The organism is Stakelama portus (assembly GCF_003171655.1).
GTDB lineage: Bacteria > Pseudomonadota > Alphaproteobacteria > Sphingomonadales > Sphingomonadaceae > Sphingomonas > Sphingomonas portus.
In genome coordinates, this window is sequence record NZ_QFZL01000002.1 from 408,271 (window position 1) to 433,761 (window position 25,491).

At 64.5% G+C, this 25,491-nt stretch carries 30 protein-coding genes and 1 tRNA gene; 13 read left to right on the forward strand and 18 right to left on the reverse strand.

The genetic code is table 11. From position 1 onward, the window contains the following. Positions 1 to 86: 86 nt before the first annotated feature. Positions 87 to 716: a YceI family protein gene (locus DKB74_RS07200; protein WP_109807447.1), complete on the forward strand. Its 630-nt coding sequence runs from the start codon at positions 87 to 89 to the stop codon at positions 714 to 716. Between the two features lie 196 nt (positions 717 to 912). On the opposite strand, the gene DKB74_RS07205 is transcribed toward DKB74_RS07200, so the two are convergent. Continuing rightward, positions 913 to 3,579 carry a TonB-dependent receptor gene (locus DKB74_RS07205; RefSeq protein ID WP_109807448.1) on the reverse strand — a complete coding sequence of 889 codons (2,667 nt, stop codon included), beginning with the start codon at positions 3,577 to 3,579 and terminating at the stop codon, positions 913 to 915. Between the two features lie 120 nt (positions 3,580 to 3,699). On the opposite strand from DKB74_RS07205, the gene folE reads away from it, so the two are divergent. Genes folE through DKB74_RS07220 form a run of 3 tightly spaced genes read left to right on the forward strand, consistent with a single transcriptional unit; the run spans position 3,700 to position 5,445 of the window. After that, positions 3,700 to 4,320, forward strand: coding sequence for a GTP cyclohydrolase I FolE (gene folE, locus DKB74_RS07210; protein WP_109807449.1), 621 nt, complete (start codon positions 3,700 to 3,702; stop codon positions 4,318 to 4,320). 5 nt (positions 4,321 to 4,325) lie between these two features. Continuing rightward, the gene (locus DKB74_RS07215; protein ID WP_164497928.1) at positions 4,326 to 5,096 is read left to right on the forward strand and encodes an SDR family oxidoreductase; all 771 of its coding nucleotides are present in this window, start codon (positions 4,326 to 4,328) and stop codon (positions 5,094 to 5,096) included. Continuing rightward, entirely contained in the window at positions 5,089 to 5,445 is a 357-nt protein-coding gene (locus DKB74_RS07220) for a dihydroneopterin aldolase (protein WP_109807450.1), read from the forward strand. The genes DKB74_RS07215 and DKB74_RS07220 overlap by 8 nt, the downstream gene beginning before the upstream one ends. 107 nt (positions 5,446 to 5,552) lie before the next feature. Here DKB74_RS07220 and DKB74_RS07225 read toward each other — a convergent pair whose 3' ends face one another. Both DKB74_RS07225 and DKB74_RS07230 read right to left on the reverse strand, forming a co-directional pair. After that, positions 5,553 to 7,307, reverse strand: coding sequence for a flotillin family protein (locus DKB74_RS07225; protein WP_109807451.1), 1,755 nt, complete (start codon positions 7,305 to 7,307; stop codon positions 5,553 to 5,555). A 21-nt stretch (positions 7,308 to 7,328) separates the two neighbouring features. Further along, positions 7,329 to 7,955, reverse strand: a complete 627-nt coding sequence (locus DKB74_RS07230) for an OB-fold-containig protein (protein ID WP_109807452.1) — start codon at positions 7,953 to 7,955, stop codon at positions 7,329 to 7,331. A 220-nt stretch (positions 7,956 to 8,175) separates the two neighbouring features. On the opposite strand from DKB74_RS07230, the gene DKB74_RS07235 reads away from it, so the two are divergent. Further along, positions 8,176 to 8,700: a hypothetical protein gene (locus tag DKB74_RS07235; protein WP_145960920.1), complete on the forward strand. Its 525-nt coding sequence runs from the start codon at positions 8,176 to 8,178 to the stop codon at positions 8,698 to 8,700. A gap of 76 nt (positions 8,701 to 8,776) precedes the next feature. Beyond that, positions 8,777 to 9,190 carry a BLUF domain-containing protein gene (locus tag DKB74_RS07240; RefSeq protein ID WP_109807454.1) on the forward strand — a complete coding sequence of 138 codons (414 nt, stop codon included), beginning with the start codon at positions 8,777 to 8,779 and terminating at the stop codon, positions 9,188 to 9,190. A gap of 23 nt (positions 9,191 to 9,213) precedes the next feature. Here the strand turns inward: DKB74_RS07240 and leuA are convergent, their stop codons facing one another. Then, positions 9,214 to 10,884 carry a 2-isopropylmalate synthase gene (leuA, locus tag DKB74_RS07245; protein WP_109807455.1) on the reverse strand — a complete coding sequence of 557 codons (1,671 nt, stop codon included), beginning with the start codon at positions 10,882 to 10,884 and terminating at the stop codon, positions 9,214 to 9,216. Positions 10,885 to 11,139: 255 nt separating this feature from the next. Here leuA and DKB74_RS07250 point away from each other — a divergent pair, with 255 nt between their 5' ends. Continuing rightward, on the forward strand, positions 11,140 to 11,538 hold the full coding sequence (locus DKB74_RS07250; RefSeq protein ID WP_109807456.1) for a BLUF domain-containing protein: 399 nt from the start codon (positions 11,140 to 11,142) through the stop codon (positions 11,536 to 11,538). A gap of 3 nt (positions 11,539 to 11,541) precedes the next feature. Here the strand turns inward: DKB74_RS07250 and DKB74_RS07255 are convergent, their stop codons facing one another. After that, positions 11,542 to 11,970 carry a hypothetical protein gene (locus DKB74_RS07255; RefSeq protein ID WP_145960921.1) on the reverse strand — a complete coding sequence of 143 codons (429 nt, stop codon included), beginning with the start codon at positions 11,968 to 11,970 and terminating at the stop codon, positions 11,542 to 11,544. 400 nt (positions 11,971 to 12,370) lie between these two features. Between DKB74_RS07255 and DKB74_RS07265 the strand changes: the two genes are divergently transcribed. Beyond that, positions 12,371 to 12,634, forward strand: a complete 264-nt coding sequence (locus DKB74_RS07265) for an SWIB/MDM2 domain-containing protein (protein ID WP_109807458.1) — start codon at positions 12,371 to 12,373, stop codon at positions 12,632 to 12,634. A gap of 63 nt (positions 12,635 to 12,697) precedes the next feature. On the opposite strand, the gene DKB74_RS07270 is transcribed toward DKB74_RS07265, so the two are convergent. The 6 genes from DKB74_RS07270 to DKB74_RS07295 form a co-directional block, all read right to left on the reverse strand. Further along, the gene (locus DKB74_RS07270; RefSeq protein ID WP_109807459.1) at positions 12,698 to 14,110 is read right to left on the reverse strand and encodes a carboxylesterase/lipase family protein; all 1,413 of its coding nucleotides are present in this window, start codon (positions 14,108 to 14,110) and stop codon (positions 12,698 to 12,700) included. 50 nt (positions 14,111 to 14,160) lie between these two features. Next, positions 14,161 to 14,237, reverse strand: a tRNA-Arg gene (locus DKB74_RS07275). A 77-nt stretch (positions 14,238 to 14,314) separates the two neighbouring features. Next, complete coding sequence (locus DKB74_RS07280; RefSeq protein ID WP_109807460.1) at positions 14,315 to 14,812, reverse strand: DUF1178 family protein; 498 nt, start codon at positions 14,810 to 14,812, stop codon at positions 14,315 to 14,317. Beyond that, positions 14,809 to 15,633, reverse strand: coding sequence for a carbon-nitrogen hydrolase family protein (locus DKB74_RS07285; protein WP_109807461.1), 825 nt, complete (start codon positions 15,631 to 15,633; stop codon positions 14,809 to 14,811). Before DKB74_RS07285 ends, DKB74_RS07280 begins: the two co-directional genes overlap by 4 nt. Further along, complete coding sequence (gene grxC, locus DKB74_RS07290) at positions 15,630 to 15,887, reverse strand: glutaredoxin 3 (RefSeq protein WP_109807687.1); 258 nt, start codon at positions 15,885 to 15,887, stop codon at positions 15,630 to 15,632. Before grxC ends, DKB74_RS07285 begins: the two co-directional genes overlap by 4 nt. A gap of 35 nt (positions 15,888 to 15,922) precedes the next feature. After that, positions 15,923 to 16,654 carry a ComF family protein gene (locus tag DKB74_RS07295; RefSeq protein WP_109807688.1) on the reverse strand — a complete coding sequence of 244 codons (732 nt, stop codon included), beginning with the start codon at positions 16,652 to 16,654 and terminating at the stop codon, positions 15,923 to 15,925. A gap of 44 nt (positions 16,655 to 16,698) precedes the next feature. Between DKB74_RS07295 and DKB74_RS07300 the strand changes: the two genes are divergently transcribed. Further along, the gene (locus DKB74_RS07300; protein ID WP_109807462.1) at positions 16,699 to 17,532 is read left to right on the forward strand and encodes a methyltransferase domain-containing protein; all 834 of its coding nucleotides are present in this window, start codon (positions 16,699 to 16,701) and stop codon (positions 17,530 to 17,532) included. 47 nt (positions 17,533 to 17,579) lie between these two features. On the opposite strand, the gene DKB74_RS07305 is transcribed toward DKB74_RS07300, so the two are convergent. Continuing rightward, on the reverse strand, positions 17,580 to 17,954 hold the full coding sequence (locus tag DKB74_RS07305) for a hypothetical protein (protein ID WP_109807463.1): 375 nt from the start codon (positions 17,952 to 17,954) through the stop codon (positions 17,580 to 17,582). A 265-nt stretch (positions 17,955 to 18,219) separates the two neighbouring features. Next, on the reverse strand, positions 18,220 to 18,639 hold the full coding sequence (locus DKB74_RS07310) for a (deoxy)nucleoside triphosphate pyrophosphohydrolase (protein ID WP_109807689.1): 420 nt from the start codon (positions 18,637 to 18,639) through the stop codon (positions 18,220 to 18,222). Positions 18,640 to 18,703: 64 nt separating this feature from the next. Between DKB74_RS07310 and DKB74_RS07315 the strand changes: the two genes are divergently transcribed. Then, positions 18,704 to 18,889: a Flp family type IVb pilin gene (locus DKB74_RS07315; RefSeq protein WP_109807464.1), complete on the forward strand. Its 186-nt coding sequence runs from the start codon at positions 18,704 to 18,706 to the stop codon at positions 18,887 to 18,889. A gap of 107 nt (positions 18,890 to 18,996) precedes the next feature. After that, positions 18,997 to 19,164 carry a Flp family type IVb pilin gene (locus DKB74_RS07320; RefSeq protein WP_109807465.1) on the forward strand — a complete coding sequence of 56 codons (168 nt, stop codon included), beginning with the start codon at positions 18,997 to 18,999 and terminating at the stop codon, positions 19,162 to 19,164. A 109-nt stretch (positions 19,165 to 19,273) separates the two neighbouring features. On the opposite strand, the gene DKB74_RS07325 is transcribed toward DKB74_RS07320, so the two are convergent. The 4 genes from DKB74_RS07325 to DKB74_RS18885 form a co-directional block, all read right to left on the reverse strand. Next, positions 19,274 to 20,221 carry an acetyl-CoA carboxylase carboxyltransferase subunit alpha gene (locus DKB74_RS07325; RefSeq protein ID WP_109807466.1) on the reverse strand — a complete coding sequence of 316 codons (948 nt, stop codon included), beginning with the start codon at positions 20,219 to 20,221 and terminating at the stop codon, positions 19,274 to 19,276. Between the two features lie 91 nt (positions 20,222 to 20,312). Next, entirely contained in the window at positions 20,313 to 21,212 is a 900-nt protein-coding gene (locus DKB74_RS07330; protein WP_109807467.1) for a tyrosine recombinase, read from the reverse strand. 22 nt (positions 21,213 to 21,234) lie between these two features. Continuing rightward, positions 21,235 to 23,052: a hypothetical protein gene (locus DKB74_RS07335; RefSeq protein WP_109807468.1), complete on the reverse strand. Its 1,818-nt coding sequence runs from the start codon at positions 23,050 to 23,052 to the stop codon at positions 21,235 to 21,237. After that, positions 23,033 to 23,170, reverse strand: coding sequence for a hypothetical protein (locus DKB74_RS18885; RefSeq protein WP_164497930.1), 138 nt, complete (start codon positions 23,168 to 23,170; stop codon positions 23,033 to 23,035). Before DKB74_RS18885 ends, DKB74_RS07335 begins: the two co-directional genes overlap by 20 nt. Positions 23,171 to 23,252: 82 nt before the next feature. On the opposite strand from DKB74_RS18885, the gene DKB74_RS07340 reads away from it, so the two are divergent. Both DKB74_RS07340 and aroB read left to right on the forward strand, forming a co-directional pair. Further along, positions 23,253 to 23,795: a shikimate kinase gene (locus tag DKB74_RS07340; protein ID WP_109807469.1), complete on the forward strand. Its 543-nt coding sequence runs from the start codon at positions 23,253 to 23,255 to the stop codon at positions 23,793 to 23,795. Further along, positions 23,792 to 24,898: a 3-dehydroquinate synthase gene (aroB, locus tag DKB74_RS07345; RefSeq protein WP_109807470.1), complete on the forward strand. Its 1,107-nt coding sequence runs from the start codon at positions 23,792 to 23,794 to the stop codon at positions 24,896 to 24,898. Before DKB74_RS07340 ends, aroB begins: the two co-directional genes overlap by 4 nt. Positions 24,899 to 24,991: 93 nt before the next feature. On the opposite strand, the gene DKB74_RS07350 is transcribed toward aroB, so the two are convergent. Next, positions 24,992 to 25,321, reverse strand: a complete 330-nt coding sequence (locus tag DKB74_RS07350; protein ID WP_109807471.1) for a hypothetical protein — start codon at positions 25,319 to 25,321, stop codon at positions 24,992 to 24,994. Positions 25,322 to 25,491: the final 170 nt, after the last annotated feature.

The following is a 25,491-nucleotide window of genomic DNA, read 5'->3' on the forward strand; positions in this document are numbered from 1 at the left end:
TCTGTAACCGCTATTGCAGTTCCCCATGGGTTGGCCCAACTTCCCGCCTGATCGCACCCCAGCGCATTCACGGGAGAATTTTTGCCATGCGTACGCCGACCCTTATCGCCGCCATCGTTTTTGCCGCCGCCGCGCCGCTGGCCGCCGCACCGCTGCTCGCGCCGCAACAGGCCGGTCTGCCCGGTGCCGCCGATCCCTCGCGCGTCGTCGCCGGCACCTATTCGGTGGACAGCGCCCACACTTTTGCGCGCTGGACCGTCAATCATATGGGCGTGACTCCGCTCGAAGGCATTTTCGCCAATGCCACCGGCACGCTGACCATCGATCCGGCCAAGCCCGAAGACGCCAGCGTCGATGTGACGTTCGACATGGCCAAATCGACCACCCATCTGGAAGCGTTCACCCACCATCTGCACAGCGCCGATTTCTTCAATGTCGCCGAATTCCCGACGGCGCGCTTCGTTTCGACTTCGGTCTCGGTCGACGGCACCGAAGCCACGATCACCGGCAATCTGACGCTGCACGGCGTTACCAGGCCGGTCACGCTGGAAGCCGAATTCTTCGGCGCGGGCGACAATCCGATGAGCAAGCAGCTCAATATCGGCTTCACTGCCGAAACGACGATCAAGCGCAGCGATTTCGGCCTGGGCTATGCCGTTCCGGTCGTGTCCGACGAAGTCGAGCTCGAAATCGTCGCGGCGTTCGCCAAGCAATAACATCCCGCTTGGCTGATCTGTCCCGTCAATGCTCCCTTGCCCGGGTTGGGCAAGGGGGCGGCGGCCACTATCGTCCATGCGGCAGCACCGCTGACGCCGATCACGCCTTTGCCCGAGCTCGGCGATGCTGCGTGGGTGCAATTTCGGGTTTCTGCCCAAAAGCGCGCTCGACACGCGGTTTGCGCAATAGCAGCGCCTAAGGTCGTGAACCCATGAATTCGGAACGCAGCGCGATGCCCCAGAAACGCGGCGGCCCGGGAAAACCGGCATAGGCCCCGGGCTGTTCGGGGATCGCCAGGCCGGTGACGTGATAATAGGTGTCGAACAGGTTTTCGACGAACAGCGACACGCTCCAGCGGCCATCGTCGCGCCCGATGCCGATGCGTGCATTGACCAGCGCATAGGCGGGATTGCGCACCACGCCGCGGCCTGTGAAACGATCATAGCCGTCAATCTCCACTGCGCTTTGATAGCGTGTGTCGACATGGACGAGCGCGTGCATCGTCGCGCCCAGGGGCGGGCTCCAGCTGGCCGCGATCGTCACGACATGCGGCGGCTGATTGAGCACGCGCGCACCTTCCAGACCGGTCAGCGGCGTGCCGGAAAAATCATTTTCGTCATCATAGCGTATGTCCATCCACGCATAGCCCAGCCGGAGCGACACCGCCGGTACGGGGCGCAGGATCGCTTCCGCCTCCACGCCCTTGGCGGTTTCGGAATCGACATTGAGAACCGAGAAGCTGGTGCCGCCGAACGCCAGCGCCTGGGCATCATGGATATCCATCACATAGCCGGCGAGGTTGACCATGATGGCCGGCGATGGGCTGAACTTGATGCCTACTTCCCAGGCATCGGCATGTTCGGGACCAAAGCCCAGATCGCTCGCCTGCGCACCGTTTCCGCCCAGCACCGCAGTGTCGAACCCCGATTGGTCGAGATTATAGCCGCCCGACTTCACCCCGCGCGAAAAGCCGGCATAGAGCAACAGGCGCGGATCGGCCTGCCACGCGATCCGAACGGTGCCCGACAGGCGCGCGTCGCTGCGGCGATCGGCATAATCGCCGTTGAATTCGGTGTTTACTGCCGGATTGCAGGCGAGCAGGAACAGCCCTTCATACAAATCCGGGTCGGCGGCGCGGATCGCCTGTCGATAGAGGGCCGCGCGCGGATCGGCGTCGGTGAAGAAGGCGCACCCACCGGTGTCATTTGCGATCCGCGCCGTCATCCGTTTCGTTTCATGATCCCAGCGCAGCCCAAGCGTCAGCGACAGCTGATCGGTCAAATGCACGATGTCGTGCGTGAATAATGCGACCGCGCGGGTATCGACACGATAGCGATCGTCCTGGTTGCCCTGCCCCGCGGCCGAACCCGCAAGCGGGCTGTTCAGATAGTCGAACAGCGCCGATCCGGGCGGGGCCGCCGCCTGCAATGTCGGGCTTTGCAGATAGAGAAGCTGGCCGAACAGCGGCACTGCGCCGGGCGGCAATGGCGCCAGCCCCTGAAGCGCGGCGCCGACCTCTGTTAGCGTCGGCACGGCATAGCTGCCGTAAAATTGCGCGGGAATGCCGATCCCCTGTGGCGGCGGTGCGCCAAGCTGGCCCGCCAGCACAGCATCGACATAGCGGTCGCCGTCGCGTCCCAGCCGCACCGTGTCGGTTTCGCGCAGCCGCTGATCGAGGAAGAAGCCGCCGATCAACCAGTCGAGTCCGCCGCCCGCCGTCGATCCCCGCAGCCGCACTTCCTGCGTGAAATCGCGAACGTCGCTTGTAAAGCCGTCGCGATAGGCGCGGTCGATCCCCGAATAATCGATGTCCTGATTGCGCGTGACGCGCCAGTCGCGCCACGCCGTCACGCTGGTCAGCGTCGCCGCGCCGAGTTCCCAGTCGAGCTGTCCCGAAATGCCGCCATCGCCCACGCGTTCGCCATAATCGCGCATCGGCGAAACGCCCTGCACCCGGTCCTGCGCCGGGCCGTCATGGATGCCGACCAGCCCCTGTCCGGCGGCAATCGCGTCGATCGCGGGCGCGAAGGCGCCGCGCGACACTATCGCGACGCCGCAACATTGCTCCTGCGTTTCGGCATAGTCGCCGATCAGGCGAAAGCGGATATTCCCGGAATCGAACAGCGCCTGTCCCCGCACGTTCCAGCGATCGAGATCGTTGATCGTGCGACGGGAATTCGCGTCGCTTATATAGCCGTCGCGCCGCCTGAGGCCGCCATCGAGTCGCAACGCCAGCGTATCACCGACCGGACCCGTGGCCCCTGCGTGCAGCGCAAACAGGCCGTAATTGCCCAATTGCGCCTCGCCATAGCCGCGCCAGCGAAATTCGGGCGGCGCCGTGAAGACCGCGATCGCCCCGGCCGTGGCGTTGCGCCCGAACAACGTGCCTTGCGGTCCGCGCAGCACTTCGACGCGATCGAGCGGGGGCAGATCGCCGAGCGCCATGCCCGCGCGCGAACGCAGCACACCGTCGATATAGATTCCGACGGCGGGTTCGAATCCCGGATTGTCGCCGGCAGTGGTGGCGCCGCGGATCGCAAAGGCGGTTCCGGTCGCAGCCGACTGGCCGCTGGTCGCCTGAAGACTGGGCGTCAGCCGTTCCACGTCGCGCAGGTCGGTTACGCCCGACGCGCCGAGCATGGGCGAATTGAGCACCGTTGCCGCGTCCGGCGAATGTTCCAGATAGGCTCGCCGTCCGGTCGCCGACACCAGGATGGTTTCCGCATCCGTTTCGGCCGAGTCGCCCTGTTGCTGCGCATGCAGCGGCGCGGCGACGAAAATAGACAGCACAGCCGCCGTCATCCACCCGCTGACATGCATGATAGTCCCCTTTTCCGCACCGATCTTCGCCGGTTCCGGCATTTGCTTTTGCCCGGGGAGCAACTAACGCTGCGCCTTTCCCCACGTCAACGGAAACGGATTTGGGAACCGGCGCGGCAATCGCCGCTTACCCCTAATGGAAAAGAGGAAGAGCCTGACCGCATGCACAATCATGAAGACGAACCCGACGACGGCGACATCATTGCCGAGCCCGGCAAGATTCCCGTTCCCAAAGAGGTCAGCGAAGCAATCCGCACCCTGATCCGCTGGGCGGGCGACGACCCCGATCGCGAAGGGCTGCTCGACACGCCCAAGCGCGTGGCGCGGGCATGGAAGGAATATTGCCAGGGCTATGACGACGATCCCGCGCATCATCTGGGCCGGGTGTTCGAGGAAGTCGGCGGCTATGACGAAATCGTGCTGCTCAACGACATTCCGTTTCAATCGCATTGCGAGCATCACATGGCGCCGATCATCGGCAAGGCGAGCATTGCCTATCTTCCCAAGGACCATGTCGTCGGCATTTCCAAGCTGGCACGCGTGCTGCACGGCTTTGCCCGGCGGCTGCAGGTTCAGGAACGGCTGACTGCCGAAGTGGCCGATTGCATCTGGCACCATCTCAAGCCGGTCGGCGTCGCCGTGGTGATCGAAGCGACGCATGCCTGCATGACCGCGCGCGGGGTGCGCACGCCCGGCGTCGGCATGGTCACCAGCCGGATGATGGGCGTGTTCCGCGACGATGAGCGCAGCCGTGCCGAAGTGCTCAAGCTGATGGGATATTGATCGCGATGGACCGGCGCGTTCTCGTCACCGGTGCATCGCGGCGAATCGGTGCGGCGATCGCCCGCCACCTCGCCGCACGCGCATGGGCCGTCGCGGTGCATCATCATGCGTCGCCCGAAGAAGCAGAAGCCATGGCGATGGACATTCGCGAAGCGGGCGGCACGGCGTGCGTCGTGCAGGGCGATCTGGAGCACGCCGCCACGGCCCCGGCGCTGATCGCCGCGGCGCGCGCGGGGCTGGGCGGGCCGATAACCGGTCTGGTTAACAATGCCTCGCTTTTCGCATGGGATACGCACGCGCTGACCGATTATGCGCAGCTCGACACGCATATGCGAGTCAATCTGGCCGCGCCGGTCGCGCTCGCCTCGGCGCTCGCGGCTCAGCCGGACATGACCGACGGCGCGGTGGTCAATCTGCTCGACCAGAAAGTCGGCAATCTCAATCCCGACTTCTTCACCTATAGCTGTTCGAAGGTGGCACTTGCGGGCGCCACGGAAATGCTCGCCCAGGCGCTGAGCCCCCATATTCGCGTCAATGCGGTGTCGCCCGGCCTCACCCTGCCCAGCCTCGACCAGAGCGAGGAAGAGTTCGCGCAAACCTGTGGCGAAAATCTGCTGCGCCGCCGGGTCGCGGTGGAGGATATCGCAGCTACCGTAGCGCTGCTGCTCGAAAGCCGCAGCATTACCGGCCAGAATATCTTCGTCGATTGCGGCCAGCACCTCGTCCGCTCCGACGGCGATGTGATGTTCAATACCCGCGAGCGCCCCAATGGCTGAGAAACGCTACACCATCCTGCTCGACGCGCTGGAAGTGACGATGGGGCTGGGCATCCACGACCATGAACGCGCCGCGCCGCAGCGCGTTTCGGTGCGCGTGTCGATGGAATGCGTCTATCCCGACGTGCCTGCCGACCGGATCGATGCAGTGGTCGATTATGATTTCCTGCGGGTCGGGATCCGGAAGCTGGCAAGCGAACGCCATTTCGAGCTGCAGGAAGTGTTTTGCGAACAGATCGCCACATTGGCGCTGCGCGATCCGCGCGTGGTGCGCATATGCGTGCAATCGATGAAGCTCGACGTCTATCCGGATGCCCGGGTGGGGTGCGAAATCGACCGCGAGCGCTGATCGATGATGCGCCGGCGCGCGCGCGGTTTCTGAACGCCACGCCGCGCAGGCATCAGGCATATCGACCTGCGGCGGCACTTTATTGAGCACCGCCGCAGGGATCACCGTCAGTCGTCTTTCGCACCCTTCGCAGCGGCGCCCGCTTCGGATTTCGGCGCCGGTGAAGGCGCCGCAGCCTCCGGGGTTTCCCGCTCGGCCCGCGCAGGCGTTTTCACGACCGGCGTTGCCAGGCCACCCGCTTCGCCACCGCCCTTGACCAGATTGTCGAGCGAGCTGCCGTCGAGGCCAAGCTCCTTCATCAATCCGTCGATCACCGGTGCCTGCGCACGATAGGCAAGCGCGGCGCTGACTGCGTCGCTGGCGAGGTTGCCCGAGCCGCCGCCGGTGGGCACGCGCATCGTCGTGCCTTCGCCGCCGCTGCGCAGGCCATCGACCTGGACGATCTTGATCGAATCGATCGCTTCCAATGGCTTGGCGCTTTCGCGGACCAGATCGGGCAACACCTTGAGCAGCGCCAGCTTGGTCTGCAACGACACCTGATCCGAAGACAGGATGTTCGCCGCTTCGTTGACCGCGCGTTGCCCGGCAGCTTCGACTTCGAAACGGACGCGGGCAGCTTCGGCGCGCAGCTTTTCGGCTTCGGCCTCGCCCTGTGCTTCCAGCCGTGCGGCTTCGGCGCGATTGGTCGCGGCGTCGCGTTCGGCCTCGGCATCGACCTTGATCCGGATCGCGTCGCGTTCGGCGGCCTTGGCGGCTTCGATCAGTTCGATCCGCTTGTCGCGTTCGGCAACCTCGGTCTGGCGCGCCGTGGCCACCTGTTCCTCGGCGGCAACCGCCTTGGCGCGGGCTTCGTCGGCTTCGGCCTTGGCCCGGCTTTCGTCGCGGCTCTTGTTCTGGATCGCGATCTGCTGTTCCTGACGGGCGAGCTCGACTGCCTGTTCCTGCGCGATGCGCGCTTCCTTGATCACGCGATCGGCGTCGATCTGCTGGCTGTCGACCATCCGCTTGGCTTCGATCCGCGCGGCTTCGGCTTCCTGATTGCGGACTGCCTGTTCGCGCGCGATCTCGGCCGCCTGTGCGGCGCGACGCATCTCGACTTCGCGCTCCTGTTCAAGCCGGGCAAATTCATTGTCGCGGCTGATTTCGAAGCTGCGCTGGTCGGCCTCGAGATTCTTGGTCTCGATCTGGACACGCGTTTCCTGCTCGATGTCGTTGCGCGCTTTCTTGCGCAGCTCGATCTGCTCGGTCAGCTTGGTCAGACCTTCGGCGTCGAACGCATTATTGGCGTTGAAATGCTCGATCGACGTCTGGTCGAGCCCGGTCAGCGAGACGCTTTCGAGCTCAAGCCCGTTCATCGCCAGATCCGACGAGGAAACCTGCTGCACCTTCTGCACGAAATCCGCGCGTTGTTCGTGCAACTGGTTCATCGTCATCCCCGCCGCGACCGAGCGCAGCGCGTCGACGAACTTGCCTTCGACCAGGTCCTTGAGCGCCTCGGGCTGCATGGTGCGCATGCCCAAAGTCTGCGCCGCCATTGCGATCGCGCCGGCATCGGGACGGACGCGGACATAGAATTCCGCCTTCACATCGATGCGCAGCCGATCGAGCGTGATCAGCGCGTCGCCATTCTTGCGCTCCACCGCAAGACGGACCGTGTTCATGTTGACCGGCATGGTTTCGTGGAAGACCGGCAGCACCATCGCGCCGCCGTTCATCACCACCTTTTCGCCGCCGAAACCGGTGCGGACAAAGCCGATTTCCTTGGTCGCGCGCTTGTAGAGGCGCGTGATCGTGATCGCGAGGATCAACAGGAACGCAAGGATTGAACCGGCAATAATGCCGATCGTAGTCAGATTTTCCATCTCACTCCTTTTCGCGCGGGCTCAGAACGGCCGCGCTTCCACAGCAATGGCATAGAATATGTCGCCGTCGCGCCGCACGAGCAGCACTTCCGCGCCGGATTCCAGCACCTCGCCGTCCTCATTCGGTTCGACCATCACATGATGGATGGTACCGAAACGATCGCCGACGGCGGCGCGCGCCGGCGAGCCGCGGGATGCGCGGCCGATCTCGATATGACCCCGTTTTGCGATCAGGCTGTCGATGCCCACCGCCGTCGTTTCGTCATGCGGCAGGATCCGCGCCAGCGGGCGCGACAGCGCTCCGGTCAGCGGAAAAGCCGCCAGCGCGGCCAGCCCGGCAGCGGGGAGCGCGGGCATGGTGTCGCCGGTAAAGCCCAGCATCGCCTGTTGTCCGCCCAGCCCCAGCAACGCGAACAGCGCGAGCAGCAGCGACAGCCAGATCAGCAGCGGCAGCCGGCCAAAGCCGATCACACTGGCCAGTCCGCCGGCGAAATCGAGATCGGCGTCCGCATCGATGTCGACATCGACATCCGCATCGGCGTCACCCAGCAAATCGCCAAGTCCGACAAGCTGCACAAAGGCAAGCAACACCAGCACCGAAAGCGCAACCGCAAACGGCAGGTTCGAATTTGAAAGCAGGAAGTCCATCTCTGTATCTCTTGGAAGGAGAATAGGACCGCGATTTCGCCCCCGCAATGAAAACCGGATTTGTCATGTACGATTTTCGGAGCGGCGATTTGCCCGCCTGTTTGATGACGGAAAAATTTCGGTACAAAAGATTGCCGTGGTTTCAGCAGCGAAACAGGTTCAGCCTGGCGAAAGCTGGCCCGCGCAAAGTGGCGGCAACGCAATTCGGGGGAATGCAGTCATGAATGGTCGCGCATCACGGCTCTGGCAGATACTGGCGGGAATAAGCGCGCTATACGCGGTGCTATGGGCATTGCCTGCCTCGGCGCAGCAGCTCAGCCGTTATGCAATGGGGCCGCAATATCAGGTTTCGGTTCGCGGCCTGCCGATGAACTGCCGCGCGTATCGCACGGGGCAATATGTCGCGATCTTCAGCGATCCGATGCTCGACGATGTCGGCATTGCCAGCAGCTACGGCAATCAGCCCTATATCGTGCTCAATCCCAACGTCATGGCCCGCTATTCCGATCTGGTCGCGGTCTGGTGGTTTGCGCACGAATGCGCGCACCATGCGCTGGGCCCGATGAACAGCGAATCGAACGCCGATTGCTTCGCCATCCGGCGGATGCGCGATCTGGGCATCATCCGCCGGCGCGAGCAATTGATCGCCTTTTCGCAGGAACTGCGCAACCTGCCCGGAACGGCGATGGGGCACCTGCCCGGCCCGCTGCGCGCGCAGCATATCGCCGCCTGTGCGCTCAGCTAGGTCACCCCTGTGGGAGTACGCCTAAAGCTTCGTTAACCGGTCTGGCCCTAAAGCACGTGCCCATGGGACGCATGTGGTGAGCGAGAACACTCTTCTTCAGATCGTATATGTCAGCAGCCTGACACCGGGCGCGGAAATCGACCCGACGGCGATGCTGGCAAAGGCACGTCGCAACAATGGACGCGACGGGATCACCGGCATGTTGTTTGCCGATGGCAAGCGCTTTCTTCAGGCGATGGAAGGGCCGCTGGAAAAGGTCGAGGCGACGCTTGCCCGCATCCAATCCGATCCGCGCCATCGCGCGATGGTGGTGCTTTCCAAACGGACGATCGCCGAACGCGAATTCGGGCCATGGGAAATGGCGCATTACCATCGTGCCACCGATGCCGAATTCGTCGATCGCGTGCGCCAGCTGACCCAAGCGGCGGCACCGGCCGTGCGTGCGACGATCGAAGGATTCGTGACGCTGCGCACCGAAGTGCGCAGCTAGCCCTTCCCGGTCGTGTCGGGCGATCAGCCCGGCGACCGCGCCCGGTTTGCCGCGCTGAGCACTGCCCGGACCGAAGCCGTCGCGATGTCCGCGTCGATCCCGACGCCGAATACCGTGCGCCCGTCATCGGTCCGACATTCGACATAGGCCGCCGCCTGGGCATCCGATCCCGCACCGATCGCATGTTCCGAATAATCGACGACATCGAGATTGGGGCCGGTCGAATCCGCCAGCGCGGCGATCACGCCGGAAATGAGGCCATTGCCCTTGCCGCTGATCGAGCGTTCCTCGCCGTCGATCGCCACGCGCCCGACGAACAGGCGCTGTCCGACAGTGCCGCTTTCTTCATAATCGACCAGCGTGAAACGATCCCCCTCGCCGGGGAGATAGACCTGATCGAACAGCTTGCTGATGTCGGCAGCATTGAGCTCGCGGCTGGTTTCGTCGGCGAGGCGCTGTACGTCCTTCGAAAATTCCGCCTGCATCCGCTTGGGCAGTTTGAGGCCGCGATCCTGTTCGAGCACCCAGGCGACGCCGCCCTTCCCGCTCTGCGAATTGACGCGGATGACGGCTTCATAGCTACGCCCCAGATCGGCGGGGTCGATCGGCAGATAGGGGACGTCCCACATCTGATCGTTGCGCGCTTCCTGTGCGGCAAAGCCCTTTTTGATCGCGTCCTGATGGCTGCCCGAAAATGCCGTGAACACCAGTTCGCCGGCATAGGGATGGCGCTGATGCACCGGCAGCTGGTTGCAATATTCGACCGTCCGGATGACTTCGTCGATGTCCGAGAAGTCGAGGCCGGGATCGACGCCCTGGGTGTACATGTTGAGCGCGACAGTGACGAGATCGCAATTGCCGGTCCGCTCGCCATTGCCGAACAGACAGCCTTCGAGGCGATCGGCGCCCGCCATCAGGCCCAGTTCCGCCGCCGCGACGCCGGTGCCGCGATCATTGTGCGGGTGGAGGCTGATGACGACCGAATCGCGGTTGCGGATATGCTTGCAGAACCATTCGATCTGATCGGCATAAATGTTGGGGCTCGCCGCCTCGACCGTCGCGGGCAGGTTGAGGATCAGCGGATGATCGGGCGTCGGACGCAGGATATCCATCACCGCCTCGCAAACCTCGACCGAGAAATCGAGTTCGGCGGTGGAAAAGGTTTCGGGCGAATATTCGAAATGCCAGTCGGTGTCCGGCTGCTTCGCCGCTTCGTCGCGCAGCACCTTGGCACCGTTGATCGCGATTTCGCGCACTTCCTCGCGGCTCATGTTGAACACGATCCGCCGCCATGCCGGGCTGACCGCATTATAGAGGTGGACGATCGCCTGTTTCGCGCCCTTCAGGCTTTCGAAGCTGCGCGCGATCAGATCCTGCCGCGATTGCGTGAGCACCTGCACCATCACATCGTCGGGAATCCGGTCCTGCTGAACCAGGCCGGAGATGAAATCGAATTCGGTCTGGCCGGCCGAGGGAAAGCCGACTTCGATTTCCTTGAGCCCCACCTTCACCAGCAGGTCGAAAAAGCGAGTCTTCTTCTCCCCGTTCATCGGGTCGATCAGCGCCTGATTGCCGTCGCGCAGATCGGTGGACAGCCAGCGCGGCGGATGCGTGATCGTACGGCTCGGCCATTGCCGGTCGGGCAGGTTCACTTGCGGGAATGCGCGGTATTTGACGCTCGGATCGCGTAACATCTCGTCAGGTCTCTCTTCTGCGCGCGCTATTCCAGCACGCGGGGAACATCAGCGGTCGAAGAAGCCCTTAGAGGCGCGCGTGTCTGCACGATCCGCACCTCTAAGGGCGGATAAGTCGAAGTCCGAGCAGGAGCGCGTTTCGCATCATGGCGCGCGATATGGCCCATGGTTCAGCATATGTCCAGCCGCGCAGGGTTAAGCCCGCTTAACGATGAATTGTCGTCTACAATGTAGAACGAACAATCGGAGAGGATCATGTTGCAGCTCGTTTATGTCAGCAGCGTCAATCCCGCCGCCGCCCCGGTGGCGCCCGAGCCAATTCTTGCGGTGGCCCGGCGACTGAACGCGCGCGACGACATTACGGGCCTGCTATATTCGGACGGCCAGCGTTTTCTTCAGGCGCTCGAAGGGCCGGAGGAAGCCGTGGAAGCTGCGTTCGCCCGGATCCAGGCGGATCCGCGCCATCGTGCGATCATGCTCCTGTCGCGCCGCATCACCAGCCGACGCGAATTCGGCGACCGGGACATGGCGCACCACACCAGCGCGGACGATCTCGACACGTTCCTGCATCGCATCCGGGCGCTGGTGGCGCGGGCATCGGACGATGTGCGCGCTACGTTCGAGGGCTTTGTCGAGGTTCGGCGCGCGGCCTGAACCTCATTCGATATCGCTGTCATATTGGGCGAGTGCGCGCTGCACGTCGATTTCGCCGGCATGTTTTTCCTTGAGCGCGGCCAGCGCGGCATCGGTGCCGGTGCAGTTTTCGGAAATGCCGTCGGCGATCTCTTTCTTGCGATCCTCGTCGGTGCCTTCCTCATCCATCCAGCGTTCGCACGCGTCGCGCTTTTGCTTGAAGGCGATGACATCGGCGGGAAGCGTGTCCGCAGGATCCACCATGGTCATGGCATTTTGCGGGCTGGGCGTCGGGGTCGGCGTCGGACTGGGTGTCTCACCCGGCGTCGCGACGATCTCGGCCATCGGCGGCGTATCCGAATAATTCGTCCCGGTCGTGCCCCCGTTTCCGCCGCAACCGGCGAGCGCCAGGCTTCCCGGCAACAGGACCACCAACAACCCCCAAACGCGCATATTCACACCTCCCTTTCCCGCTTGCCGATACTGTTAGCACGGGAATCCGCCCCGGCCTACCGCACCGCTTCGATCAGGCGACGCATATGCGCGACGAAATGCGGCAGCAGCGCAACCAATCATGCCCGCCGCGCTTTCGATTCAGCAACGATCGGGCTTTGCACAGGCGGGACCGCGCGCGGCCAAACCGCGCGGGCAAGGCGTACCGCAAAACGCTTAATCGGACCGGGCTTGGCAGGATGGACACAGCGCGGCACAAAACGCCATCGGGTACGTGCATCTTGCCAAGAAGCGCAGTACATCGTTCATAGCGAACAGGGCTGCGAGGCTTCCCACAAGCCCGAAGCGCTATTCAGGGATAGGCCCCGGCATTTTCAACGGGGCATGGAAGGAGAAGGATATGGCTACCAAAACCAGCGGCGCGCGCGGCGGCATTGCCAAGCCGGTGACTCCCTCGCCGCAGCTCGCGGAAATCACGGGAAGCGCCCCGCTGCCGCGCAGCGAAGTGGTGAGCAAGATGTGGGAATACATCAAGAAGCACAATCTGCAGAACCCGGAAAACAAGCGCGAGATCATCGCCGATGCGAAGCTGAAGCCGATCTTTGGCCGCGACAAGGTGACCATGTTCGAAATGAACAAATATCTCAGCAATCACATGAGCTGACGGCCGCGGGAGCCGGCACCGCCGGCTCCCCGGGTTGTCTCGGGCAGGGTCCCTGCCCCCATTTTACTGCGCGGCGTCGATTTCCGCCGCCCAGGGGTCGGGCCCCGCCACTGCTTCGCCCGCCCGCGTGAAATCCATCAACAGGTCGGTGTCGCGCGCATAACGCGGCCATTGCGGCAGCCCCGCGCCGTTCGGATCGCCGGTCTTGACGAAATTCACCAGATAGTCGCTGATCGTGTCGCCGACCGCCCGGTCCGTGGCCGTGGTGGCATCGCCATATTTGATCGCGGCATTGTCGAAGAAATAGGGAATGTCGCTGGCGTGATAGGCGCCATCCCAGTCGAGCGACCCGGCAACATAGGAAAAGCGATATTCCCACACCGGAACGCCATGATCGGCGATCGCGCCGGACGCCTGGCGCGCGCCCGCGACCATATAGCCGGTCCTGCCGCCGATATCCGCGCTCGTCGCGCCGATCAGCATCGGCACCTGCGCAAATTCGCCGCTGTCATAGGCCGCGCCCATATCCACGCTGACCGTGCCGTCGACGAAGGGACGCGAGAAGGTTTTCGGCCCCGGCGCGGACATGGTGGCAAGATTGAGCCCGCCGGTGACATCGTCGGCGCTCAGCGCGCGCAATTTGTCCATGGCATCGGCGGCCTGGGGGTCGATGCCGTGCGCGCGCGCGAAATTCGCGCTGATTGCCTCGACATCGGCGGTGTGGGGCGCATCATCCGAGCGGCCGGCGCCGCCCGACAGGATCACCGCCTTTTGAAACAACCCGCGGGCGCGCGGCGAGGTGACGAGCTGGTGCACCGACATGCCGCCCGCGCTTTCGCCGATAATCGTCACATTGTCCGGGTCGCCGCCAAATGCGGCAATGTTTCGCTGCACCCATTTCAGCGCGGCGATCTGATCCATCGTGCCGAAATTGCCGAGCCGCCCGTCATAGAGATTCTCGTCCTTCATCTGCGGCATCGCAAAGGTCCCGAACCGGCCCAGGCGATAGTTGAAGCTGAAGAACAACACGCCCTTTTTCGCCATATTGGCACCGGCATAGGTGGGCGGCGAAGCGCCCCCGTTCACAAATCCGCCGCCATAGATCCACACCACGACCGGCAGCTTGCCGGTCGCGCCCGCAGGCTTCCAGACATTGGCGTAGAGGCAATCTTCGGCAGGCGTGGTGCCGAGCGGCGCAGCATCGCTGGGGAACGGCAGCTGCATGCAATCGGACGCATAGGCAGTCGCATCGCGCACGCCCTGCCAGTCGGCCATCGGCTGTGGTGCGCGCCAGCGAAAGCGCCCGACCGGCGGCGCGGCGAAGGGAATCCCCTTCCAGCTTTCGACGCCGTTCTCGATCTTTCCGCGCAGCGCGCCATTCTCGATCGTCACGACCGGCTGTGCGGTCTGCGCCTGAACCAATACCGGCATAGCCGCTGCTGCGATCAGCGCGATGCTGCAGGCGAAACGCTTCATGGCAACCTCTCCAGTCATGCCTGCCGCTGTCCCGCGCTGCGGCAGGCGATTGGTGTCCCGGAGAGGATTCGAACCTCCGACCTCCAGATTAGGAATCTGCTGCTCTATCCTACTGAGCTACCGGGACACGGGTTGCGTGGGTAGATTTGCGCGCGGGGCGGGTCAACGCGGAAAGCGCAGTTGCCGACGCCGTAATGCGCGTGCCTAATTCCGCGCTTCGGGTGGCACCACCGGAAAGGGGAGCGGCGCGACCGCCAGCCCGTCCTCGATCATCTCGCGCGTTTCCTCTGGCGTTGCCTGGCCATGAATCGGCGCATGATCCTCTTCGCCTTCATGCATCGCCCGGGCGCGTGTGGCGAAGCTCTTGCCCACCCATTGCGAATTTTGGAGCGCCTTTGCCTGCATCTGCGCCAGCGCGGCAAGCGCGGCCTTCACCGCTTCAGGCGAGGGCGCCTCGGCCGGCGGCGACGGCTTCGCGTCCGGCGTTGCAGAAGCGGGCAGCGGCTTTGGTGCAGGGCTTTCCGATCTGCGATTGCCCTTGGTGCCGACATTGGGCGCCATCAGCGCCTTGCCGACATCGCCATCGCCGCACATCGGACAGGCAAGCATGCCCCCGGCCTTCTGCTCTTCATAGGCTGCGCTCGATCCGAACCATGCTTCGAACACATGCCCCTGCCCGCATTTGAGGTCGAACACGATCACAGCGTTTCGACTTCAGGAATCGGGCGGCGATGTTGCAGGACCGGTACGCGGGCGCGGGCGTCGGTGACCCGGGCCTGGTCGATTTCGGCAAAGCCCACGCCGGGCGCTTCGCCCATGTCGAGCAATATTTCACCCCAAGGATCGACCGCGAGCGAATGGCCATAGGTGGCGCGGCCATCCTCATGCTCGCCGGTCTGTGCCGCCGCGATGACGAAGGACGCTGCCTCGATCGCGCGGGCACGCAGCAGAACATGCCAATGCGCCGCACCGGTCGGCCGGGTGAATGCGGCGGGCAGCGCGAACAATGTCGCCCCGGCATTGCTCAATGCGCGAAACAGGTCGGGGAAACGCAGGTCGTAGCAGATGGCAAGGCCAAGGCGCCCCAGCGGCGTATCGACCAGCACGGCTCTGTCGCCACCGGTATAGACGGCGGATTCGCGCCAGCTTTCGCCGGTCGGCAAATCGACGTCGAACAAATGCATCTTGTCGTATCGGGCACGGATTTCGCCGCGATCGTCGATCACGAAACCGCGATTGGCGAGCTTTCCGTCCTCGCGCAGCAAGGCGAGCGATCCGATATGCGCCCAGATGCCGTGTTTTGCCGCCGCGTCGCGCATCGCGGCGAGCACCGGATCCTCCGCTTCCTGCGTCAGATGCGCGGCGGCGCGCTTGCGATCGCGGTCGAGCAGGCCCGACATTTCCGGCGTGAAGAGCATCGCCGCGCCCTCGCCCGACGCTTGCGCCATCGCGTCGGTCATGACCTTCGCATTGGCGGCGGGATCGATCCCGCTGGTCATCTGAAGAATCGCGGCGCGGCTCATCCGTTCAGCATCGCGTCCAGCTTGCCGTCACGCTCAAGCGCGGCGAGATCGTCCGACCCGCCGACATGCGTTCCGTCGATGAATATCTGGGGCACGGTGGTGCCGCCATTGGCGCGATCGAGCATCTCCTGGCGTTTGGGACCGCCCATGGTGATATCGAATTCCTCATATTCCGCGCCCTTGCTGGCGAGGAGATTCTTCGCCCGCGAGCAATAAGGACAGAATGCCTTGGTGTAGATTTCGACTTTTGCCATATCGTCCCCCGAGTTGTGGTGCGCCGCGTCGCTTGTCAATCTACGGCTTCTCCGGGAAGAACGCGCGCCCAGCATAAAAGGATCACTTGCGCGGCTCCGGCACGCTTGAGCAGGCTTGCGCAGGCCTCCGATGTCGCGCCGCTGGTATGGACATCGTCGACCAGCAGAATGCGTTTGCCGGAAACCGCTTCTTTCGCACCCGGCGCGAGGGCGAAGGCGCCCGCCACCACCTTGCGCCGCTGGCGCGGGCCCATGCCGCGCAATGGGGGCGTGGCCCTGGTCCGCACCAGCAGGTCGCGCGCGATCGCAACGCCGCTGGTCCGGCCCAATGCCTGCGCGATCAGCAGCGACTGGTTATAACCGCGTCGCCACAGGCGCCAGCGATGCAGCGGCACCGGGATCAGCAGATCGGCATCGGCGGGCATCAGCCGGGCCATCGCCTGCGCCATCGTATCGGCGGCGGCCATCCGCCCGCCATATTTGAGCTTCAGCGCGACATGCCGCGCAATATCGCCATAGGCGACCGCCGCGCGGATGCCATCATGCGGCGGCGGATCGGCCAGGCATTGCCCGCATTGTGCGCCCGGCCCCAGGTCATATTCGAACGGCGCGCGACAGGTGGCGCACCAGGGTTCGCCCAGAAACCGCAATTGCCCCCAGCAAGCAGCGCAGAAATCATGATCGGTGCGGGTAACCGCCGAACAGCCGGGGCAGCGCGGCGGCAACGCGAAATCGGCAATCCGGGCAAGCGGCGCGAGCGAGACCATGACCGGCTTGTCGCCGCCCGCGCGAGCCTGCACAAGCGCCGACTATGACTCCGCCCGAAATCTTTGACCGCGCGCTGCGCCGCCGCCGCCGTGACCGCGCGGCGCCTCTATATGCCGAATTCGATTTTCTCCGCGCGCATATGCTGGAGGGGATTGCCGAGCGGCTGGGCGATGTGACGCGCGAATTCGGCGACGTGCTCGATCTGGGCAGCTTCGACGGCGCTTTCACGCTGCCCGGCACGCGAATCACGCGAATCGACGCGGGCGCACGCTTCGCCGCGATGGCGGGAGGGGTGCAGGCGGACGAGGATCGCCCAAATTTTCCCGATGGCAGTTTCGATCTGATCGTTTCGGTGGGCGTGCTCGATCAAGTCAACGACGTGCCCGGCGCGCTGGCGCTGGCGCGGCGCGCGCTGCGGCCCGACGGATTGTTCCTGGGAGCGTTTCTGGGTGGGGACAGCCTGGCGACGCTGCGCCGGGCGTTTCTCGAAGCGGAAGGCGACCGCCCGGTGGCGCGGTTTCACCCGCGAATCGATGTACGCGCCGCCGGCGACCTGTTGTCGCGCGCCGGCTTTGCGCTGCCCGTGGCCGATGTCGAGACGCTGACCGTGCGCTATGCGGGCGTCGGCAATCTGTTGCGCGACCTGCGCGGCATGGCGGCGTCCAACCTGTTGCCCGGCACGCCGCCGCTACGGCGCGATACCGTGGCACGTGCCGCCGAAGCCTTTGCCCGGCAGGCGGACGCGGACGGACGCACGGCGGAGCGATTCGACATCGTCTATCTGACCGGCTGGGCACCCGATCCGAGCCAGCCCAAACCCGCCCGCCGCGGCAGCGCGACGGCATCGCTGGCGGATGCCCTGAAAGCCAGAGACTGATCGCGTTCGGGGACGCAGGGGGGGCCGATCCGTCCCCGCTTGCGAACTCAGGCGCCCAGTTCGCGCAATTCGCTTTCGATCTGCGCGCGCTGGTTGTCATCCGCCGATGCGAGTTGGGCGCGGAGCGCTTCCTTGCGCCCGTCCTTCATTCCGCCGACGATTTTCGCGAATTTCTTCGACAGCACGACCATGCCCAGCGCGATCAGCGTCCACACGGTCAGCACCAGCGACCAGGTCCCGATCTCTTCCTTGGCCGAATCGGAATAGCGCAACGCCATTTCGGATGTCTGGGACATTTTGTAGAAAAACAGCAGCCAGCCGAGCACCGCGCCCCCGAGCAGCCAGCGCCCGATCTTCTGCATCCTGGCCAGCTTTTCTTCGGATTCGCGCAATTCGCCTGCGGTCGGATTTTCCTTGCTCACGACAACCTCTCCTTTGCCCCCGACGGGGTCTGTCTTGCCATTTTTCGAGGAGAGATTGAGGAAACCGGAGCCTGGCTTCAGGCAAGGCCCGTCCAGGTCAGAAGTAAATTCGACAAATTTATCAAATGCTTATCGCGCAAAAATGCGCATTGGCCCCCGATCACCCCTCCTCTGCCAATAATCGAGCAAGGAAAGATCTGAATTTCAAGCCTTCAAAGCGTCCCGCATGCTTTCACCGCTATCGCAGAGACATGGCGAAGGTTGTTCAGATCAGCGCTTCGAGCAAGCCGATCAGCGGCTTGTCAGCCGGCGGCATTTCCAGCGCGTGAAGCTCTAACGGGCGAACCCATTTGAGCGCGCTGGCATGTTTTGCCTGCGGCATCCCGGACCATTTGCGCAATGCATAGAGCAGCAGCAACAGATGCCGGTCGCCGAGCGGCTCGCTGGCGAAGGTCGCCGGGGCGAGACATGCCGTCTCCACTGCGATCCCCAGTTCCTCGGCCAGTTCGCGGGCCAGCGCGGCTTCCGGCACTTCGCCGGCTTCCACCTTGCCGCCCGGAAATTCCCACAAGCCGGCCATGGGTTTGCCGGGCGGTCGCTGCTGCACCAGCACGCGCCCGTCGCCATCAACCAGCGCGGCGGCGACGACGAAGAGAAGGGAAGACCGGTTTGCTACAAGGGACACGTTGAGCACTTCATTAAGGAAGAATCGCTACCTCTTGTAGAGATGCGAGTTAAAGAAACCAGCGATGCGTAAGCTCGCCGCGACACTGATCCGGCTGACGCGCGACTGCCGTGGGGCAAGCGCGGTGGAATATGGATTCATCCTGGCGCTGATCGTTCTCGCGCTGATCACCAGCCTGATGGCGCTCGCCGATGTCACCACCGGCATGTGGAACAATGTGTCGGAAAAGGTCGTCCGGGCTTCTCAGTAAGTCCGCTTAAGCCTTTTTCAACCTCCGACACCTACCGTCCGATCTGCCGAACCGGTTCTCCGGTGCGGCCGGGTGACTGAAGTTTCATGGAACACTGGAGACCGGACATGCAGAAGATTCGTAATTTCCTGAAGAACAGCAAGGGCGCGACCGCCATCGAATATGGTCTGATCGCAGCTCTGATCGCCGTTGCCGCCATCGCCGCGATGCAGGGCCTGGGCAACAATCTGAAGAACACCTTCAACAACGTTTCGTCGAACATGAAGAGCACCTAGTCTCTAGGTTTTTCAAGATTCTACGCGAACGACTGGCGGCGGGGCTTCGGCTCCGCCGCTTTTTTATGGGTGCAAGGCAGATCGGGCGGAACGTGCCGCCGCCAGACGATCAGAGGCGGCCCATCGCCAGGAATTTGGCACGGCGCGCCTGACGCAACCCTTCGGGCGAACCGCCGTCGAGATCGTTGAGTGCCGATTCGATGGCATCGCCCAGCGCGCGAATCGCCACCTTGGGATCGCGATGCGCGCCGCCCAGCGGCTCGGCAACGATTCGGTCGATCACACCCAGTTCCTTCAGATGCTGGGCAGTGACCTTCATCGCTTCGGCGGCGTCCGCCGCCTTGTCCGCGGTGCGCCACAGGATCGAAGCGCAGCCTTCGGGTGAAATCACCGAATAGACCGCATGCTCCATCATCAGCACGGTATTGCCCGATGCGAGCGCGATCGCGCCGCCCGAGCCGCCCTCGCCCAGAATCGCCGACACCAGCGGCACCCCCAGATTGAGGCATTGTTCGGTCGAGCGGGCAATGGCTTCGGCCTGTCCGCGCTCTTCGGCCTGCACGCCGGGAAAGGCGCCCGACGTATCGACCAGAGTCACGACCGGAAGGCCGAACTTGTCGGCCAGCCGCATCAGCCGGATCGCCTTGCGATAGCCCTCCGGCTTGCCCATGCCGAAATTATGCTTGAGCCGGCTGGCGGTATCGTCGCCCTTTTCATGGCCGATCACCATCACGCGGCGTCCGCGAAACCGACCCAGCCCGCCCATGATCGCATTGTCGTCGGCAAAGGCGCGATCGCCGCCCAGCGGCATGAAATCCTCGATCAGCTCGGCGACATAATGTTTGAAATGCGGACGTTCGGGATGACGGGCGACCTGAGTCTTCTGCCACGGCGTCAGCCGGGCATAGGTGTCGGTCAGCATCTTGTCGGACTTGGCCTGAAGCTTCGCGACTTCCGATTCGATATCCACGGCGCCATCGGCCGCAGTCTGGCGCAGCTCGTCGATGCGACCCTGAAGCTCCGCAATCGGCTTTTCGAAATCGAGAAAGGTGGCCATCCGGCGCCTGAAATCCTGTTGTCTGCCCAAAAGCCGCGCATTGCACCCGCGCCGCCAACTCCATGCGGCCTAGGTGCGTCCGGCGCCTTCGTCAACGCGCGAGGTCGGCCAGGGGATGCCGCTGATTGACCAGTTCGACGAGTCGGCGGCTGTCGACATGGGTATAGATCTCGGTCGTGGCGATGTCGGCATGGCCTAGCATCGCCTGCAGCGCGCGCAGATCCGCACCGCCTTCGAGCAGGTGCGTGGCAAAGGCGTGGCGCAACACATGCGGGCTTACCCGATCGGGCGCGATGCCGGCCTCTCCCGCCAGCGCGCGGATGATCTGGAACAGGCGGACGCGCGACAAATGCCCCTTTCCCGACGGGAAAAGCCAGGGTTTTTCCACCGGCACATGGTCGCGCCATGCGGCAACCGCGGCACGCGCACGGTCGCTGATCGGCACCAGCCGCTCGCGCCCGCCCTTGCCGCGCAGGATCAGATAGGGGCGGTCGGGCGCCACGGCATTGCGCGGCAGGGCGACCAGCTCGCTCGCGCGCAGCCCGGAGCCGTAGAGCAGCTCCACCAGCGCGGCGAGCCGCAGATCGCGCGGGTCGGGCGGCACCCGCGCTATGCGCGCGGCGATCGCCGCGAACAGCGCGTCGACGTCGGCGACCGACAAGGTACGCGGCAGCGGCCGAGTCGCGCCGGGGCGCGGCAACGCGCCGCCCGGATCGTCGCTGCGCAGCCCCTCATCGGCCAGAAAGGCGTAAAAACGCCGCAGCGCCGCCGATTTGCGCGCCACCGTGCTGCGCGCCAGCGACATCCATTCGGCACCCAGCCGCTCGAGATCCTCGCGCCCCGCCTCGCCCAGCCGCCCGCCGAGAAATTCGGAAGCGAGCCGGAGGTCGGTGGCATAGGCGGCGATCGTGTTGCCTGCGGCCCCCGCCTCGGCAGCCATCATCTCCAGAAACCGCTCGATCAGCGCAGCGTCGTTCGCCGACACGCTCATGCGGCCGTGTCGGCGGAACGAATCACGCCCGCGTGATCGCCTCGACGGCGATCATCCGCGCATAATTTTCCATGCCCGCCGCGCGCAGCGCCGCGACGATATGGAACAGCGCTTCGGGCTGTACCTGCGACCAGCGATAGGTCTGCATCGCCAGTGCGGAAAGCAGCACCACGGTCCCGGCATCGCCGCGCCGACCTGCAGCGTCGATTTCCTGGGTCCAGAGATTGCTGGCCCCGATCGGCACATCGAGCGCGGACGCCATGCGTTGCGCGTCATTGTCCTCAAGCCGCCCGAGCCCCGCCAGACCGGCGAAGAAAAGCTGTGCCCTGCGACGATCGAAATTGGCGCGATAGCTGTCGGCATCGCTATAGGAAATGCGCGCGCCCGGCGTCATGTCCGCCAGCGTCAGCATCGCCCAGCCATTGGTGCCGCGCGCGACGACGCTCTCCCACGCCTGTGCCTGCTGAGTCAGGCCGGTGCTGAGCATCGACGCGATCAGCAGGTCCGCATCCTCACTCAGATCGCTGCTCGCCGGAAGCCGCCCCGCCGCGCGCGCAGTAAGGATCAGGCGCGCATAATGGCGGCGCGAATCCCCCGGCGCTTCCCACAGGCTGCGCATCGCCGTAACGCGGTCGGCCGCACGCGCAGCGGCATAGGCGGTGCGCAAATCGCGCGCCGTTGCCAGTTCCGCGCTGTTGCCATCGTCGTTGGCGGCGATTTCGCCATAAAGATCGACCAGCCCGGCGTTCGAAAACACGCCATTTGCCGCCGCCAGTTCGGCATCGGCGACCCGCAATCCGGGATCGGGGCGCGGCGAAAGCGCATACCAGTAGCGCAGCTGCGGCCGGACGCCCTGCATCAGCCGATCGGGAATTTCGACATTGCCCGCCATCGCCAGGCCATATCGCCAAGTCGTCAGGCGATTGACGCTGTTCCATTCGATCGTCACGGCACGCGCACCCGATGCACCGGTCGCAATCACTTTTTCGGCGAGCAGCGTATCGATATCGTTGCGCGATCCGCGACGTGTGCCTTGCTGCACCAATTCTTCGGCGCGCTTCGACTTGCCGACCAGCCCGGCGCACATCGCCTGGGCAAGCACCCAGCCGCGCGCGGGCAGGGTTTCGGCGCCACGATCGGCATAGGGGCACACCGCCGCAGGATCGCCATTGGCGAGCGCGACCTGCATCCCCGTCTGCATCAGCCAGGGCGAATAATCCTCGGTATCGACCGACTGGACGAGCAGCCGCGCGGCAACCGATTCGCCCATGCGGAGCAACAGCCATGCGCGCTCTGCCGTGAAATCGGCGCCGGAAATGCCCTGCGGCGTGTCGATCCGGGACATCAGGGCGCGGCGCAGCGCGATCGAAAGCCAGCGCGACGCGATCGGCGCGTCGAGCCGCCGCATCAGAATCTGAAGATAGCGTCCGTTCGACCGGCCGAACGAATCATGCGCGAAGGGCGGATTGCCATAGGCGACCGTACCGACCCGCGCCGTGGAGCGGCGGGCGAATTCGGGCAGTTCGTACCGCGAATAATCGACGGTCGACAGCGTCGGAGTCGGCTGAGGCGCAGGCGATTCGCCGCCGGTTTCCGCGCTTTGCGAAGGCGATGCGGGAATCGGCTGCACAATCGCCGGACGCGGCGCCGGGTTGGGAGCGCGCGTCGGTTGCGGCGCCGGCGGCGTCGTATCGGGCTCGCCGAATCCCGGCGGCAGCAGCGATTCGGGCGCGTCCTGGCGGTCCTGCCGATCCTGGCCGAGCGCGGGAATCCCCGTCCCGGCGGCCAGCAATGCGAGCGCGATTGCCCCGAAGGCGACGTTACTGCGAGAGATTTTCAAGCGGAACGACCTTTTCAACACGAACCGGCTCCTGTTCGCTATTGCGGCCGGCGAGAAAGAACAGGCCGCCAACCAGCAACAACAGGACGACGACCAGAGCGATGAGCGAACGGGGCATGGAACAGGGTCCGTGGACAGAGGAAAATCGGGTCGGCGGCCTTTTGCCCGAGACCCACGCTGGCTGTATAGCCCCAACTGTCATGTTACAAACCGATGTCAGTCACGCGACCTGGAGCGGCAAGCCGATCGTATTGATCGGGCTGATGGGCGCAGGCAAGTCGACCGTGGGTCGCCGGCTGGCCCAGCGGCTGCATCTGCCGTTCGTCGATGCCGATTGCGAGATCGAAGCGGCGGCGGGCATGACGATTCCGGAAATTTTCGACAAATTCGGCGAGCCGCATTTCCGCGACGGCGAACGGCGCGTGCTGGCGCGCCTGATCGACGACACCACGCCCAAGGTGATCGCGACCGGGGGCGGCGCGTTCCTGAACGACGATACGCGCGCGCTGATCCTCGAACGGACGCTGGCGATCTGGCTCGACGCCGAACCGCATGTCCTGGCCGAACGCGTCAGCCGTCGGGACTCGCGCCCGTTGCTACGCGATCGCGATCCGATCGAAGTGCTTACCGAACTCGCACGCGTGCGAAATCCGGTCTATGCGCTCGCGCCGATCCGCGTCGAAAGCATCGCGATGCCGCACGACGTAACCGTGAACGAGATTTTGAAGGCTCTGGGTCTGTGACCATCGTCCCCGTCGCGCTGGGCGCACGCAGTTATGACATTCGTATCGAGGCGGGGCTGATTGCCCGCGCCGGCGATATACTCGCACCCTTTTCGCGTGGGCGAACGATGGCGATCGTTTCCGACGAGAATGTCCGCCCGCATCTTGCCGCGTTGCAGGCGAGCATGGAAATGTCAGGGATCGCCAGCGAGGCAATCGTGCTGCCGCCCGGCGAAGCTACCAAGAGCTGGGCACAGCTGGAGGCGCTGACCGACCGGCTGCTCGATCTGGGTATCGAGCGCGGCGATCATGTGATCGCACTGGGCGGCGGAGTGATCGGCGATCTGGTCGGCTTTGCGACTTCGATCCTCAAGCGCGGATGCGGCTTCATCCAGATTCCCACCACGTTGCTGGCGCAGGTCGACAGTTCGGTCGGCGGCAAGACCGCGATCAACAGCCGCGCGGGCAAGAATCTGATCGGCGCGTTTCACCAGCCGGCAATGGTGCTGATCGACCCGCAGGTGCTCGATACGCTGGGCCCGCGCGACCTGCGCGCCGGCTATGCCGAGGTCGTCAAATATGGCCTGATCGACGATCCGGAATTTTTCGCCTGGTGCGAAGCGAACGGCGCCGCGCTGCTTGCCGGCGATCCCGCCGCGCGCGCATATGCGATCGCACGATCGGTAACCGCCAAGGCGCGCATCGTCGCCGAGGATGAGCGCGAGACGACCGGCAAGCGCGCTCTGCTCAATCTGGGCCACACATTCGGCCATGCGTTGGAAGCGGAAACCGGTTTTTCCGACAAACTGCTCCATGGCGAAGGCGTGGCGGCGGGCATGGCGCTGGCGTTCGGCTTTTCGGTTGCTCAGGGCATTTGTCCGGGGGCAGATGCCGATCGCGTCGCCGCGCATCTGCGCGATACCGGCCTGCCGCACGATCTCGCCTCGGCGGGAATCGCGGCAAGCGGCGAAACGCTGGTCGCGCATATGCTGCACGACAAGAAAATGGATGCCGGTACGCTGCCCTTCCTGCTCGCGCGCGGGATCGGGCAAAGCTATCTCGACAAGACGGTGTCGCTGGACGACGTCGCGGCGTTTCTCGACCGGCAGCACGTGCCGGCCTGACATTACTGCCGCTGGTAGTGGGGACAGGATAGGCCGTTCCCGTTCGTGCCGAACTGCGAAAAGCTCAGCACAAACGGTGGGCGCGTCGGGAGCCTAGGCGGCGAGTTCGACCGTCAGCGTCGTTGCCTGCGGCTGGATCGAACGAACGGTCACTGCCGCGTCGTCACCTTCGCCGCGTTCGACGGCGGCGATCTGAATCGCGGTCACCGAATCGCCATTGCCTTCACCCGGCGCGACCACGGCCTGTGCGCCGTCTTCGCGGGTTTCGAGTTCTTCGAACACGTACACGCCCTGCGCGTCGAGATAGAAGGTGTTTTCGCCGAAATGGCCCTGCAGCCCGGAATCGGCAGCGGCCGTTTCGGGAATGGGGGTCAGGCCGGTCTTGTCCTTGATCGTGTCGATCTGCTGCTGATCGAGCTTCATCGTGCGGTCTCCTGTTGCGAGCACGGGAGGGACGCGCCTGGGAAGCGAGCCCCGGGGACGCCGATTGGCGCCACGGCGGAGGCACAAGCCTATCGAACTTCGCCCGGCAGGTCCAACCCGGCGCGCCGCGATCCGCCCCGGCGGCGCCACACATTGCCCCGCAGCGCGGA

Bases quoted from the DNA above. Each gene is read 5' to 3' on its own strand.
- DKB74_RS07300 (WP_109807462.1), top strand. From the start codon at position 16,699: ATGACTCCGCCCGAAATCTTTGACCGCGCGCTGCGCCGCCGCCGCCGT.
- DKB74_RS07265 (WP_109807458.1), top strand. From the start codon at position 12,371: ATGGCTACCAAAACCAGCGGCGCGCGCGGCGGCATTGCCAAGCCGGTG.
- DKB74_RS07225 (WP_109807451.1), bottom strand. From the start codon at position 7,307: ATGGAAAATCTGACTACGATCGGCATTATTGCCGGTTCAATCCTTGCG.
- DKB74_RS07220 (WP_109807450.1), top strand. From the start codon at position 5,089: ATGGCTGAGAAACGCTACACCATCCTGCTCGACGCGCTGGAAGTGACG.
- DKB74_RS07250 (WP_109807456.1), top strand. From the start codon at position 11,140: ATGTTGCAGCTCGTTTATGTCAGCAGCGTCAATCCCGCCGCCGCCCCG.
- DKB74_RS07330 (WP_109807467.1), bottom strand. From the start codon at position 21,212: ATGAGCGTGTCGGCGAACGACGCTGCGCTGATCGAGCGGTTTCTGGAG.
- leuA (WP_109807455.1), bottom strand. From the start codon at position 10,884: ATGTTACGCGATCCGAGCGTCAAATACCGCGCATTCCCGCAAGTGAAC.
- folE (WP_109807449.1), top strand. From the start codon at position 3,700: ATGCACAATCATGAAGACGAACCCGACGACGGCGACATCATTGCCGAG.
- DKB74_RS07200 (WP_109807447.1), top strand. From the start codon at position 87: ATGCGTACGCCGACCCTTATCGCCGCCATCGTTTTTGCCGCCGCCGCG.
- grxC (WP_109807687.1), bottom strand. From the start codon at position 15,887: ATGGCAAAAGTCGAAATCTACACCAAGGCATTCTGTCCTTATTGCTCG.
- DKB74_RS07235 (WP_145960920.1), top strand. From the start codon at position 8,176: ATGAATGGTCGCGCATCACGGCTCTGGCAGATACTGGCGGGAATAAGC.
- DKB74_RS07350 (WP_109807471.1), bottom strand. From the start codon at position 25,321: ATGAAGCTCGATCAGCAGCAGATCGACACGATCAAGGACAAGACCGGC.
- DKB74_RS07320 (WP_109807465.1), top strand. From the start codon at position 18,997: ATGCAGAAGATTCGTAATTTCCTGAAGAACAGCAAGGGCGCGACCGCC.
- DKB74_RS07255 (WP_145960921.1), bottom strand. From the start codon at position 11,970: ATGCGCGTTTGGGGGTTGTTGGTGGTCCTGTTGCCGGGAAGCCTGGCG.
- DKB74_RS07285 (WP_109807461.1), bottom strand. From the start codon at position 15,633: ATGAGCCGCGCCGCGATTCTTCAGATGACCAGCGGGATCGATCCCGCC.
- DKB74_RS07205 (WP_109807448.1), bottom strand. From the start codon at position 3,579: ATGCCGGAACCGGCGAAGATCGGTGCGGAAAAGGGGACTATCATGCAT.
- DKB74_RS07325 (WP_109807466.1), bottom strand. From the start codon at position 20,221: ATGGCCACCTTTCTCGATTTCGAAAAGCCGATTGCGGAGCTTCAGGGT.
- DKB74_RS07340 (WP_109807469.1), top strand. From the start codon at position 23,253: ATGTTACAAACCGATGTCAGTCACGCGACCTGGAGCGGCAAGCCGATC.
- DKB74_RS07270 (WP_109807459.1), bottom strand. From the start codon at position 14,110: ATGAAGCGTTTCGCCTGCAGCATCGCGCTGATCGCAGCAGCGGCTATG.
- DKB74_RS18885 (WP_164497930.1), bottom strand. From the start codon at position 23,170: ATGCCCCGTTCGCTCATCGCTCTGGTCGTCGTCCTGTTGTTGCTGGTT.
- DKB74_RS07295 (WP_109807688.1), bottom strand. From the start codon at position 16,654: ATGGTCTCGCTCGCGCCGCTTGCCCGGATTGCCGATTTCGCGTTGCCG.
- DKB74_RS07230 (WP_109807452.1), bottom strand. From the start codon at position 7,955: ATGGACTTCCTGCTTTCAAATTCGAACCTGCCGTTTGCGGTTGCGCTT.
- DKB74_RS07315 (WP_109807464.1), top strand. From the start codon at position 18,704: ATGCGTAAGCTCGCCGCGACACTGATCCGGCTGACGCGCGACTGCCGT.
- DKB74_RS07215 (WP_164497928.1), top strand. From the start codon at position 4,326: ATGGACCGGCGCGTTCTCGTCACCGGTGCATCGCGGCGAATCGGTGCG.